The following is a 12,354-nucleotide window of genomic DNA, read 5'->3' as shown; positions in this document are numbered from 1 at the left end:
CGTCAGATGTCGACGACGCGGTAGCCGATGACGTAGATGCCGCCGGAGCCCTCGACCGTGCGCCACTGGGTCTCGGCGCCGACCTCGCTGCCGGTGACGAGCGTGGCGCCGAGCTTGTCGTCGCTGCTGGTGGTGTCGTAGTCCCACAGGGTCAGGGTGCGGGCCTGCTCCTTGCCGAGGATGAGCGCGGCGTTGCCGTTGCCGTCCTCCATGGAGCGGACGTAACCGGTGCCCATGGTCTGGTACTTGATGCCGTTGCCGGGCCAGACCTTGACGGCGTTGCCGTTGGCGTCGGTGATCTTGAGGTAGGCCTCGTCGTGGTCGCCCTCGCTGTTCTGCTGGCAGTGCAGCTCGAACAGCTCGATCTTCACGTAGTCGATCGGCTCGGCGTGCGCGGTGCCGGCGAAGGCGCCGAGGCTGCCGAGTCCGAGCAGGGCGGTGGCGGCCGTTCGGACGAGTCGGTTCTTGCGCATGTGGTCCCCCCACACATTCGGGTCACGGGTGTGACGTGGTGTCCGGTCCGCCTCCCCCGGCGGTCCCGGTGTGCCGTTTCCCCCGGCACGACATCCACTGTGCCCGGCGGTCCCGCCCCGGCTCTACGCGCGTTCCGCTGGGCGGAACAGCCGCTAGAAGGCGACCGTGCTCGGCGGGACCGGCCCCCGGTGCCCGCCGCGGGCGAGCGCGCGGGTGACCGCGGCTCCCGCCTCGGCGACGGCCTGGGCGAGGGCGTCGAGTCCGCGGCCGGCCGGGACCATGCCGGCGAGCGCCGCGACCGTACGGCCGTCCGGGGCGCGGACCGGCAGCGCGGCGCAGCACACCCCGTCCATGACGTCCTCGCGGTCGAGCACCGGCCCGCCCCTGAGCGGCCCGCACAGTGCCTTTCCGGCGGCGGTGTCGAGGCGGAACGCGATGCCGTCGCGGACGGGGAGCAGCGGCTCCAGGTCGCCGGGCACCGAGCCGACCGTGATCGCCATGTCCTCGCGCATCACGGCGAGGACGACGCTGGCTCCGGTGGCGGCCCGGAGGCGCTGGAGCGGCAGCCGGGCGGCGGGGCGCAGGCCGGGGTGCGGTTCCCAGGCCTGACCGAGGCGGTAGAGCTGCGGGCCGACCCGGTAGCGGTTGCCCTTGCGTTCGACGGCGCCGACGCCGACCAGCTGGTCGAGCAGCCGGTGGACGCTGCCCTTGGGCACGCCGCAGGCGAGTGCGAGTTCGGTCACGCCGGCCTCGTCGCCGTTCCGGCGCAGGGCGTCGAGCAGCGCGAACGCTCCTTCGAGCACTCCCCGGCCGCGCTCCTGGCGCTGCGGCGCGGCCGTCTCCGCGACGCCGCCGGTTCTCCGTGCCGTTCCGGTGTCCATGAGTCCCCCTGACTCGGTACGCCCGGCCGTGGTCCCCCGATGGCACGGCTGCGGGCACGCGTCACAGAGTGCCCCAGACCCGGCCATTGCGACGAAGGGCTTGCGCTGCCGGTCGTGTCGCCGCGCGCCCGGCCCGATCGGCGGGGGACCCCGTAGGGTGGTCGGACATGAGAGACGCTCAACCGCCCGCCGCCCGGTCCCGTCGGCGCAGGACCGCCGCACTGGTGGCCGTGGCCACCGCCGTCGCGGGGCTCGCGACCGTGTTCGTCGTCGCCGCGCCGCCGTCGCGGTCCGAGCCCCGCCCGGCGGCGTCCGCCGCGGCGGCGAGCCCGTGGATGCGCGCGGCGGGGGCGCCGCTGACGGTGATCGCCCACCGGGGTGCGCCGTCCGCGGCCCCGGAGAACACGCTGGTCTCGGACGAGGTGGCCCGGCGGGGCGGGGCGGTCTGGATCGAGAACGACGTGCAGCCCAGCAAGGACGGCGTGCCGTACATCCTCCACGACACGACCGTCGACCGGACCACGGACGGCACGGGGGCGATCCGCTCGCTGACCTCCGCCCAGCTGGACGCCCTGGACGCCGGTTCCTGGTTCGCCCCCGCCTACGCGGGCACCCGGGTGCCGACCCTGGCCGCGCAGCTCGCGGACCTGCGGGAGCGCGGCGGGAAGCTGCTCCTGGAGATCAAGGGCCGCCACACGCGTGCCGAGGTGGCCCGGATCGTCCGGGACGTCCGCGACCAGGACATGACGGACCGGGTCTTCGTCCAGAGCTTCGACGTCCCGTCCCTGCGGTACGCGCACGAACTGGCGCCCGAGCTGCCGCTGGGCCTGCTGCGCAGCGCCCTGGACGCCGACCCCGTGGCGGTCGCCAAGGATCTGGACCTCGCCGCGTACAACGTCGCGGACACCGCGCTCGCCACCCGTCCGCAGGTGGTCGGCGACCTTCACGCGGCGGGCGTGGCCGTGAACGTCTGGACGGTCGACACGCCGGCGCGGTGGAAGGCGCTGGACGCGCTGGGCGTGGACGGCGTCATCACGAACCGGCCGACGGAACTGGGCGGTTGGTCGTCAGGCCGGGGGAACTGACCGACACGGGGCGACGGGGGCGCGCCACACGGTGTTCACACGGAGACGGGAATGCCCTCCCCCGACCGCCTGTTGCCCCGTGCATGACCCTTGGCGTGACCCTCAGTTCCACCTCCCGGCAGCTTCCCGTCGACGACACCGTGCGGCTCGCGCGAGAGGCGTACGGCGCCGGGCTGCACTCGGCGTGGTTCGGGCAGACCTTCGCGTACGACTCTCCCTCGCTCGCCGCGATCGTCGGGCGGGAGGTGCCCGGGCTGCACGTCGGGACCTCCGCGATACCCGTCTTCGGCCGCCATCCGCTGCTCGTCTCCAGCCAGGCGCAGACCGCGCAGGCGGCCACCGGCGGTCGCTACCACCTCGGGCTCGCCCTCGGCACCCGGTATCTGACCGAGACCGCGTTCGGTCTGCCGTACGAGCGGCCGATCGGGCTGCTCAGGGAGTTCCTCACCGCTCTGCGGCCGCTCCTGGAGACGGGCGAGGCGGACTTCCACGGGGAGTTGCTGACCGCGACGACGCCGTACCCGGCTGCGGTTCCGGGGGCGGCCCCGGTGCCGGTGCTCGTCGCCGCGATGGGCCCGCAGGCTCTGCGCGTCAGCGGTGAACTCGCGGACGGCGTCCTGCCGTTCCTCGCCGGTCCGCGGGCGCTGGAGAGGGACATCGTCCCGGCCGTGACAGCGGCCGCCGAGGCCGCGGGCCGACCCGCGCCCCGGATCGTGGCGCTCGTGCCGGGCGTGGTGACGGCGGACGCCGAGGGAGTACGGGAGAAGGCGGCGGAGGCGCTCGCGCTGTACGAGCGGATTCCCTCGTACCAGCGCGCGATCGAGCTCTCCGGCGCCGACGGTGCGGCCGGGGTGGCCGCGATCGGGGACGAGGAGACGGTCGCGGCCGAGGTGCGGCGCTACCGCGAGGCGGGGGCGACGGAGGTGGTGTTCACCGCGACGGACCTCGGGGGCGAGGAGGACCGCCGCCGCACCTGGAAGCTGCTCGGCGAACTGTCGCGCGGCTGAACCCCTAGGTCTTCGAGGCGCTTTCGGGTACTTCCTCGGCCTGGAGCGCTTCCTCGCCCTCCGTGTCCAGGTGGGGCAGGATGCGGTCCAGCCAGCGCGGGGTCCACCAGGCGTGGTTGCCGAGGAGGGTCATCACGGCGGGTACGAGCAGCAGGCGGACCACGGTGGCGTCGATGAGGACGCTGGCGGCGAGGCCGAGGCCGAGCATCTTGACGACGATGTTGTCGGAGACGATGAAGGCCGCGAAGACGCTGACCATGATCAGTGCGGCGCAGGTGATGACCCGGGCGGTGATCTCCAGGGCGTGGGCCACGCTGGCCTTGGAGTCTCCGGTGCGCAGCCAGGCCTCGCGGACGCGGGACAGCAGGAAGATCTCGTAGTCCATGCTCAGGCCGAAGACGATGGCGAACATCATCATCGGCACGTAACTCTCGATGGGCACCTTGCCGTTGACGCCGAGCGCGGGGCCGCCCCAGCCCCACTGGAAGACGGCCACGACGACGCCGTACGAGGCGGCGATGGAGAGCACGTTGAGCACGGCCGCCTTGACCGCGACGAGGAGGCCGCGGAAGACGATCAGGATGACGAGGAAGGCGAGCGCGACGACGACGGCGATGATCAGCGGCAGGCGGCTGGAGACGATGTCGAGGAAGTCGACCTGGGCGGCCGTGTTCCCGGTGACGTAGGTCTGGGCGTCGGTGCCGGCGACGGCCTGCGGGAGGACGTCGTCGACGAGGTGGTTGGTCAGCTGGGTCGTCTTCTCGTCCTGTGGCGAGGCCACCGAGTAGGCGGTGCCGACGAGGACGTCCCCGTCGGAGGTGGTCTGGAGCGGGGTGATGAAGGCGGCGTTCGGGACGCCCGTGAGCGACTGCTGGAGTTTGGTGGCGAGGGCGGCCCGGTCGGAGGCGGGTACGGCCGACTGGTCGACGACGACGGTGAGCGGCCCGTTCGCGCCGGGGCCGAAGGACGTGGAGATCAGGTCGTAGGCCCGCCGGTCGGTGAAGGACTCGGGGTCGGCGCCGTCGCCGATGTGGCCGAGCTGGATGAAGAGCAGGGGGAAGGCGAGGACGAGCAGGACCAGGACGCCGCCGGTCAGGAACCACCAGGGGCGCTTCTCGACGCGCTGCGCGTAGCGGTGCCAGGTGCCGTGCGCGGGTGTGCCGGGGTCGGCGTCGGTCTCCGCGACGGGCTTGCGGACGTGGTACCGGTCGATGCTGCGGCCGACCAGCCCGAGCATGGCCGGGACGAGGGTGAGCGCGGCGATGACGGCGGTGACGACCGTGAAGGCGGCCGCGAGGCCGAGTTTGCCGATGAAGGTGACACCGGAGACCCACAGGCCGGACAGGGCGATGATGACGGTGCAGCCGGAGACGAGCACGGCGCGGCCGCTGGTGGTGGTCGCGAGGGCGGCCGCGTCGGCGGGATCGTGGCCGTTCATGAGGTTCTGTCGGTGGCGGGTGATGAGGAACAGCGCGTAGTCGATGCCGACGCCGAGGCCGATCATGGTGGCCAGGGTGGGTGAGACGGTCCCGAAGGTGAAGGCGGCGGCCATCAGGCCGAGCAGGGCGAGCCCGCAGACCGCTCCGAGCAGTGCGGTGACCAGCGGCATGACGGCGCCGATGACGCTGCCGAAGCCGATGAGGAGGACGACGATGGCGACGGCGAAGCCGATGGCCTCGCTGGTGCGGTCGTCGGCCGTCGGGCGGGCGAGTTCGCCGAGCGAACCGCCGTACTCGACGTCGACGCCGGCGTCCCGCAGGGGCTGGACCGCGGCGTCGACGCCGTTCAGGTAGTCGGTGCCCAGGGTGGAGGGCGCCACGCTGAAGCGGACGGTGATGTAGGCGGTCTTGCCGTCGGTGGAGAGCGGTCCCACGTTGGGCGTGCCGGCCGGGAGCGGCGGCGGGGTGCTCCCGGGCGGCGGGAGCGGGTTCTGCACGCCGATGACGTCGGGGAGCTTCGCCAGGGCGGCGACGGCCGAGTTGACCGCGGACGCCTCCTGCGTGAGGGGCTTCGAGGTGTCGTTCAGGACGACCTGGGAGGTGTATCCGCCGGCGGCGGGATCGTGCGCCTTGAGGACGTCGAGGCCCTCGGCCGACTGCACTCCGGGGAGCGCGAAGTTGTCCTCGTACTCGCCGCCGACGGCCCGGTCGAGGACCTGGAGTCCCGCGACGGCCGCCAGCCAGAGCGCGATGACGATGATGAAGTGCCGGGCGCACCAGTGACCTGTGCGGTAGAGGACGCCTCTGGAGGGTGCTGGCCGGCTTTTGGCCGGGCTTCCTGCGTTCATGGCGTGGCCGTGTCCGGATAGGGAAGTCCCCGAGCTGCTCCGGCACCCGCGTCGTGCGGGCCTACCCCGTCCATTCTTCGCCTCGCTCCGCGCTCCGGCATCTCGGCCCGCGCGGCCCGGTAGGAGACCGCTCGCGGCGGGTAGTCCGCCCGTGACGTCCGGGAAACTCGTGACATCCGGGAAAGGGGAGCAGCATGCGGGAAGAGGGTTCCGAGCGGAAGCCGCTGTCGGCGGCGGAACTGTTCGACGGTCTGGGCATCGCGTACGAGCGGGCTTTCGGGCATCTGCCGGAGCAGTTGGCGGCGGTGGACTGGCTGACGGACCGCCTGGGCGCGGGGGCCCGCGTCCTGGACGTCGGCAGCGGAACGGGGCGGCCGGTCGCCGACCGGCTGGTACGGGCCGGGTGCGCGGTGACGGGCATCGACGTGTCCGGGGAGATGGTGGGGCTCGCCCGCGCGCAGGTGCCGGAGGCCCGGTTCGAGCAGGTGGACGTGCGCGACTACGACGCCGCCCCGGGGAGCTTCGACGCCGTGTGCGCGTTCTTCCCGCTGCTGATGATGAGCCGGGCGGAGGCCGTCGCCTCCCTGGAGCGGATGGCGGGCTGGGTGGCGCCCGGGGGCTATCTGGTGACCGCCACGGTGCCGGCGGACGTGGACGGGCTGGAGATCGAGTGGATGGGCCGGCCGGTCAGGGTGTCCAGTTTCCCGGTCGAGGAGTACGTGCGGACGCTGCGGGAGGACTGCGGTCTCGAGGTCCTGCGGCACGAGGTGTCGGTGTTCCGGCCGGACGACGAGCGCGCGGCGCCGGAGGAGCATCTCTTCTGTTTCGCGCGGCGGGTCGAGCCCGTCTGAGGGGTGTCCCAGTGGTCGGGCAGCCGTCTCGGGATGCGGAAGAGAAGAAGGTCACAGTCGTACGCCCTCTGCTCCTTTGTGGATCTCCCCTAGCATCCGAGCCATGACGGTCCTGCCTGACGACGGGCTCTCCCTGGCGTCCGAATTCCCAGACGCGCCACATGAGCAGTGGCAACACCTCGTGGCGGGTGTCCTGCGCAAGTCGGGCAAGGAGGTCTCCGGCGACGCCGCCGAGGACGCCCTGTCCACCCTCCTTGAGGACGGCCTCGACACCCGCCCGCTGTACACCGCGCGCGACTCCGCGCCCGACCCCGGTCTGCCCGGCTTCGCGCCCTTCGTGCGCGGCGGGCGGGCCGAGGGCAACACCACCGGCGGCTGGGACGTGCGCCAGCGCCACCTGACGGCCGACGGCGAGGCTGTCCTCGCCGACCTGGAGAACGGCGTCACCTCGCTGTGGCTCGGTGTCGGCGGCTCCGGCGTCCCGGTGTCCTCGCTCGACGCCGTCCTCGACGGCGTCTACCTCGACCTCGCGCCCGTCGTCCTCGACGCGGGCGACGAGACGGAGGCGGCCGCCGAGCGGCTCCTCCGGCTGTACGAGGAGCGGGGCGTCGCCCCGGAGGCGGCCCGGGGCAACCTGGGCGCGGACCCGCTGGGCCACGAGGCCCGTACCGGCCGCGCGGCCTACGACCTGGCGTCCGTCGCCGGTCTGGCGCGCCGCTGCGCCGACGCGTACCCGGGGCTGCGGGCCCTGACCGTGGACGCCCTGCCGTACCACGAGGCGGGCGGCTCGGCCGCTCAGGAGCTCGGCTGCTCGCTCGCGACCGGCGTGGCGTACCTGCGGGGTCTGACCGCGGCCGGACTGAGCGTCACGGAGGCGTGCGGGCAGCTGGAGTTCCGCTACGCGGCCACCGCCGACCAGTTCCTGACGATCGCGAAGCTGCGCGCCGCGCGCCGTCTGTGGGCCCGTGTCGCCGAGGCCTGCGGGGCCCCGGAGGCGGGCGCGCAGCGCCAGCACGCGGTGACCTCGCCGGTGATGATGACGCGCCGCGACCCGTGGGTGAACATGCTGCGCACCACCATCGCGACGCTCGCCGCGGGTGTGGGCGGCGCCGACAGCGTCACCGTGCTGCCCTTCGACGAGGCGCTCGGCCTGCCCGACGCGTTCGCCCGGCGGATCGCCCGCAACACCTCCACCGTCCTCATCGAGGAGTCCCACCTGTCGCGGGTGATCGACCCGGCGGGCGGTTCCTGGTACGTGGAGCGCCTCACCGACGAACTCGCCCACGCCTCCTGGGAGTTCTTCCAGACGATCGAGCGCGAAGGCGGTCAGGAGGCCGCGCTGCGCTCCGGCACGATCGGCGAGCGGCTCGCCGAGACCTGGGCCGCCCGCAGCAGGAAGCTCGCCACGCGCCGCGAACCGATCACCGGTGTCAGCGAGTTCCCGCACCTCACGGAGAAGCCCGTGGACCGCGCGCCCGCGCCGGAGCCGCTGTCCGGCGGTCTCCCCCGCGTCCGGCGCGACGAGGCGTACGAGGCGCTGCGCGCCCGCTCGGACGCCCACCTCGCGGCGACCGGAGCCCGGCCCCGCGTGTTCCTCGCGGCGCTCGGCCCGGCGGCCGCGCACTCGGCCCGGCTCGCCTTCGCCGCCAACCTCTTCCAGGCGGGCGGCATCGAGGCCGTCACCGAGGGCACGTTCGAGGAGAGCGGCGCCCGCGAGGCCTGCCTCTGCTCCAGCGACGCGCTGTACGAGGAGGGGGCGGAGGCCGCCGCCGGGGAGCTGCGCGCGGCCGGGGCCGGGCACGTCCTCCTCGCCGGGCGCCCCGGGTCGTACGCCGGTGTCGACACGTACGTCTTCGCCGGCTGCGACGCCGTCGCCCTGCTCTCCACGACCCTCGACCGCATGGGAGTGTCCTGATGTCCATCCCCGATTTCTCCGGGATCGAGCTCGGGGCACAGGCCGCCGGCGGCGGGCCCGACGAGTGGCGCTCGGCCGTCAAGAAGGCGGCCGGCGGTGACGACCTGCTGTGGGAGACCCCGGAGGGCATCACCGTCAAGCCGCTCTACACGGGGCAGGACCTGGAGGGCCTGGACTTCCTGGACACCCGCCCGGGCGTCGCCCCGTACCTGCGCGGCCCGTACCCGACGATGTACGTCAACCAGCCCTGGACGATCCGTCAGTACGCGGGCTTCTCCACGGCCGAGGAGTCGAACGCCTTCTACCGGCGCAACCTCGCCGCCGGCCAGAAGGGCCTGTCGGTCGCCTTCGACCTGCCGACCCACCGCGGCTACGACAGCGACCATCCGCGCGTCACCGGTGACGTCGGCATGGCCGGCGTGGCCATCGACTCCATCTACGACATGCGGCAGCTGTTCGACGGCATCCCGCTGGACAAGATGTCCGTGTCGATGACGATGAACGGCGCGGTCCTTCCGGTCCTCGCGCTGTACATCGTGGCCGCCGAGGAGCAGGGCGTACCGCCGGAGAAGCTGGCCGGGACCATCCAGAACGACATCCTCAAGGAGTTCATGGTCCGCAACACGTACATCTATCCGCCCGGTCCGTCGATGCGGATCATCTCCGACATCTTCGCGTACACCTCGCAGCGGATGCCGCGCTACAACTCCATCTCCATCTCCGGGTACCACATCCAGGAGGCGGGTGCGACGGCCGACCTGGAGCTGGCGTACACGCTCGCGGACGGTGTGGAGTACATCCGCGCCGGGCGTGAAGCGGGCCTGGACGTCGACGCGTTCGCGCCGCGGCTGTCGTTCTTCTGGGCGATCGGCATGAACTTCTTCATGGAGATCGCGAAGCTGCGCGCCGCCCGCCTGCTGTGGGCGAAGCTGGTGAAGCAGTTCGACCCGCAGAACGCCAAGTCCCTGTCGCTCCGGACCCATTCGCAGACCTCCGGCTGGTCGCTGACCGCGCAGGACGTGTTCAACAACGTCACGCGGACGTGCGTGGAGGCGATGGCGGCGACCCAGGGCCACACCCAGTCGCTGCACACCAACGCCCTCGACGAGGCCCTCGCGCTGCCGACGGACTTCTCCGCGCGCATCGCCCGGAACACGCAGCTGCTCCTCCAGCAGGAGTCGGGCACCTGCCGGACGATCGACCCGTGGGGCGGCAGCGCGTACGTCGAGAAGCTCACCTACGATCTGGCCCGCCGCGCCTGGAAGCACATCCAGGAGGTCGAGCAGGCCGGCGGCATGGCCAAGGCCATCGACGCGGGCATCCCGAAGCTCCGCGTGGAGGAGGCGGCGGCCCGCACCCAGGCCCGCATCGACTCCGGACGGCAGCCGGTGATCGGCGTCAACAAGTACCGGGTGGCGTCCGACGAGCAGATCGAGGTCCTCAAGGTCGACAACTCCTCGGTCCGCGCCCAGCAGATCGAGAAGCTGCGGCGGCTGCGCGAGGAGCGCGACGAGACCGCCTGCCGGGACGCGCTCGACGCACTCACCCGGGCCGCGGGCGGCGACGGCAACCTCCTGGAGCTCGCCGTGCGCGCGGCCCGCGCGAAGGCCACCGTCGGCGAGATCTCGGAGGCCCTGGAGAAGGTGTACGGCCGGCACGCGGCGCAGATCCGTACGATCTCCGGCGTGTACCGCAACGAGACAGGCGAGTCCCCCTCCGTGGAGCGCACCCGGGCCCTGGTCGACGCCTTCGGCGAGGCCGAGGGGCGCCGGCCGCGCATCCTGGTCGCCAAGATGGGCCAGGACGGCCACGACCGGGGCCAGAAGGTGATCGCCACGGCCTTCGCCGACCTGGGCTTCGACGTGGACGTCGGCCCGCTGTTCCAGACCCCGGCCGAGGTGGCGCGTCAGGCCGTCGAGGCGGACGTGCACATCGTCGGGGTCTCGTCGCTGGCCGCGGGTCACCTCACCCTCGTGCCGGCGCTGCGGGAGGAGCTCGCGGCGGAGGGCCGTGAGGACATCATGATCGTGGTCGGCGGTGTCATCCCCCCGCAGGACGTGCCGACGCTCCTGGAGATGGGTGCGGCGGCCGTGTTCCCGCCGGGGACGGTGATCCCCGACGCGGCCCACGACCTGGTGACCCGGCTCTCGGCCGACCTCGGGCACGACCTGTGATCGGTCTCGACACGTACGTGAAGGGCGTGCTCGACGGGAAGCGGGCGGTGATCGCGCGTGCGATCACCCTCGTCGAGTCGACGCGCCCCCAGCACCGGGCCCTCGCGCAGGAGCTCCTCACCGAGCTCCTGCCGCACAGCGGCAAGGCCGTGCGGATCGGGATCAGCGGGGTGCCCGGGGTCGGGAAGTCGACCTTCATCGACGCGTTCGGGACGATGCTGACGGGCCTCGGCCACCGGGTGGCGGTGCTCGCCGTCGACCCGTCGTCGACCCGTACGGGCGGCTCGATCCTCGGCGACAAGACCCGCATGGAGCGGCTGGCCGTCGACCCGGCGGCCTTCGTCCGCCCCTCCCCCAGCGCCGGCACGCTCGGCGGGGTCGCGAAGGCGACCCGCGAGTCGATGGTCGTGATGGAGGCCGCGGGCTACGACGTGGTGCTCGTGGAGACGGTGGGCGTCGGGCAGTCCGAGACCGCCGTGGCCAACATGGTCGACTCGTTCCTGCTGCTCACCCTGGCCAGGACGGGCGATCAGCTCCAGGGCATCAAGAAGGGCGTCCTGGAACTGGCCGACGTGGTCGCCGTCAACAAGGCGGACGGCCCGCACGAGCGCGACGCCCGCGCCGCCGCGCGGGAACTCGCGGGCGCACTGCGGCTGATGCACGGCGCCGACGCCGTGTGGACGCCGCCGGTGCTCAGCTGCAGCGCGCGGGAGTCGGCGGGCCTCGACGAGGTCTGGGAGCGGCTGCGGGCGCACCGCGCGCTCCTCGACTCGACCGGCCGCCTCGCGGCCAAGCGGCAGGACCAGCAGGTCGACTGGACGTGGTCGATGGTCCGCGACGAGCTGCTGCGCCGGCTGCACACGGACCCGGCGGTCCAGGAGGCCACGCCCTCGCTCGAGCGGCGGGTCAGGGACGGCGAGCTGACGGCGACGCTGGCGGCCGAGCAGATCCTGAAGGCCTTCGGGGAGCGCTGAGACCGGGACGGGGTACGGGCGCCTGACGGGGATTCCCGTCGGGCGCCCTTCTCCGTTCCTGGGCGCGGGCGCCCTCGGGCGTTGTTCTCCATGCCCGGCGGCGGGCGCTCTCAGGCGTTGTTCTCCATGCCCGGCCGCAGCCGCGCGAGCAGGCCGTACAGGGTGGCGCTGTCCTCCGCGCCGAGCGTGTCGAGGGCGCCGTGGGTGGCCTGCATCTCCTCGCGGACCCGCCGGATGACCTCCCGGCCCTCGTCGGTCGCCACGACGTTCTTGACGCGCCGGTCGGAGGCGTCGGCCTCGCGGCGCACGAGCCCGCGTCCCTCCAGGCGGTCCACGATCCCGGTGACGTTCGACGCGTCGCACACGAGGAGCGTGGCGAGGGCGCGCATCGGCAGTGGGCCGTTCAGCTGGGCGAGGACCTTGGCCTGCGTGGACGTCAGTCCGTGGTGGGCGGCGGCCGCGGCGAAGTCGCGCCACTGGGCCGTGCCGATGGCGGCGAGGAGCTCAAGCAGCTGGAGCTTGGTGGGCGTCTCGGGGGTGGTCGCGCTCATGCGTCGAGGGTACGCACGATCGTTGACATTATCAATTATTTACTTAAGCACCTCAATCATTCACTTGACCTCCTCAACCATCGGGGCCTACCTTCGTCGCATTACTTGATGACGTCAAACATCTACGACGTGAAGCACTGAGAAGGCCCCCACCC

The 12,354-nt window shown here is 72.7% G+C and carries 10 protein-coding genes; 6 read left to right on the top strand and 4 right to left on the bottom strand.

Features of this window, described 5'->3' with window-relative positions; all coding sequences use genetic code 11:
• Positions 1 to 2: 2 nt before the first annotated feature.
• Positions 3 to 473, bottom strand: a complete 471-nt coding sequence (locus GGE06_RS39045) for a hypothetical protein (RefSeq protein ID WP_221519015.1) — start codon at positions 471 to 473, stop codon at positions 3 to 5.
• Between the two features lie 153 nt (positions 474 to 626).
• Entirely contained in the window at positions 627 to 1,355 is a 729-nt protein-coding gene (locus GGE06_RS39040; protein ID WP_116157771.1) for an IclR family transcriptional regulator, read from the bottom strand.
• 167 nt (positions 1,356 to 1,522) lie between these two features.
• Between GGE06_RS39040 and GGE06_RS39035 the strand changes: the two genes are divergently transcribed.
• Both GGE06_RS39035 and GGE06_RS39030 read left to right on the top strand, forming a co-directional pair.
• On the top strand, positions 1,523 to 2,440 hold the full coding sequence (locus tag GGE06_RS39035; RefSeq protein ID WP_116157772.1) for a glycerophosphodiester phosphodiesterase: 918 nt from the start codon (positions 1,523 to 1,525) through the stop codon (positions 2,438 to 2,440).
• 83 nt (positions 2,441 to 2,523) lie between these two features.
• Complete coding sequence (locus GGE06_RS39030; RefSeq protein ID WP_116157773.1) at positions 2,524 to 3,447, top strand: TIGR03564 family F420-dependent LLM class oxidoreductase; 924 nt, start codon at positions 2,524 to 2,526, stop codon at positions 3,445 to 3,447.
• A 4-nt stretch (positions 3,448 to 3,451) separates the two neighbouring features.
• Here GGE06_RS39030 and GGE06_RS39025 read toward each other — a convergent pair whose 3' ends face one another.
• A complete protein-coding gene (locus GGE06_RS39025) occupies positions 3,452 to 5,734 on the bottom strand; it encodes an MMPL family transporter (protein ID WP_184933036.1) in 2,283 nt (760 codons plus the stop codon).
• A gap of 194 nt (positions 5,735 to 5,928) precedes the next feature.
• Here GGE06_RS39025 and GGE06_RS39020 point away from each other — a divergent pair, with 194 nt between their 5' ends.
• From GGE06_RS39020 to meaB, 4 genes are all read left to right on the top strand, one after another.
• Entirely contained in the window at positions 5,929 to 6,585 is a 657-nt protein-coding gene (locus GGE06_RS39020; protein ID WP_116157775.1) for a class I SAM-dependent methyltransferase, read from the top strand.
• Positions 6,586 to 6,688: 103 nt separating this feature from the next.
• The gene (locus GGE06_RS39015; RefSeq protein WP_184933035.1) at positions 6,689 to 8,500 is read left to right on the top strand and encodes a methylmalonyl-CoA mutase family protein; all 1,812 of its coding nucleotides are present in this window, start codon (positions 6,689 to 6,691) and stop codon (positions 8,498 to 8,500) included.
• Positions 8,500 to 10,674, top strand: a complete 2,175-nt coding sequence (scpA, locus tag GGE06_RS39010; protein WP_116157777.1) for a methylmalonyl-CoA mutase — start codon at positions 8,500 to 8,502, stop codon at positions 10,672 to 10,674. Before GGE06_RS39015 ends, scpA begins: the two co-directional genes overlap by 1 nt.
• Positions 10,671 to 11,648: a methylmalonyl Co-A mutase-associated GTPase MeaB gene (gene meaB, locus GGE06_RS39005; protein ID WP_184933034.1), complete on the top strand. Its 978-nt coding sequence runs from the start codon at positions 10,671 to 10,673 to the stop codon at positions 11,646 to 11,648. The genes scpA and meaB overlap by 4 nt, the downstream gene beginning before the upstream one ends.
• Before the next feature lie 110 nt (positions 11,649 to 11,758).
• On the opposite strand, the gene GGE06_RS39000 is transcribed toward meaB, so the two are convergent.
• On the bottom strand, positions 11,759 to 12,199 hold the full coding sequence (locus tag GGE06_RS39000) for a MarR family winged helix-turn-helix transcriptional regulator (RefSeq protein WP_184933033.1): 441 nt from the start codon (positions 12,197 to 12,199) through the stop codon (positions 11,759 to 11,761).
• Positions 12,200 to 12,354: the final 155 nt, after the last annotated feature.

It is taken from the genome of Streptomyces nymphaeiformis (assembly GCF_014203895.1).
Taxonomy (GTDB): Bacteria; Actinomycetota; Actinomycetes; order Streptomycetales; family Streptomycetaceae; genus Streptomyces; species Streptomyces nymphaeiformis.
The sequence above is the reverse complement of the archived record's forward strand: the minus strand, read 5'-3'. Positions and strand labels throughout refer to the sequence as shown.

Coding starts and splice junctions, on each gene's coding strand:
- GGE06_RS39045 (WP_221519015.1), bottom strand. CDS start 473: ATGCGCAAGAACCGACTCGTCCGAACGGCCGCCACCGCCCTGCTCGGA.
- GGE06_RS39025 (WP_184933036.1), bottom strand. CDS start 5,734: ATGAACGCAGGAAGCCCGGCCAAAAGCCGGCCAGCACCCTCCAGAGGC.
- GGE06_RS39030 (WP_116157773.1), top strand. CDS start 2,524: ATGACCCTTGGCGTGACCCTCAGTTCCACCTCCCGGCAGCTTCCCGTC.
- scpA (WP_116157777.1), top strand. CDS start 8,500: ATGTCCATCCCCGATTTCTCCGGGATCGAGCTCGGGGCACAGGCCGCC.
- GGE06_RS39015 (WP_184933035.1), top strand. CDS start 6,689: ATGACGGTCCTGCCTGACGACGGGCTCTCCCTGGCGTCCGAATTCCCA.
- GGE06_RS39000 (WP_184933033.1), bottom strand. CDS start 12,199: ATGAGCGCGACCACCCCCGAGACGCCCACCAAGCTCCAGCTGCTTGAG.
- GGE06_RS39020 (WP_116157775.1), top strand. CDS start 5,929: ATGCGGGAAGAGGGTTCCGAGCGGAAGCCGCTGTCGGCGGCGGAACTG.
- GGE06_RS39035 (WP_116157772.1), top strand. CDS start 1,523: ATGAGAGACGCTCAACCGCCCGCCGCCCGGTCCCGTCGGCGCAGGACC.
- GGE06_RS39040 (WP_116157771.1), bottom strand. CDS start 1,355: ATGGACACCGGAACGGCACGGAGAACCGGCGGCGTCGCGGAGACGGCC.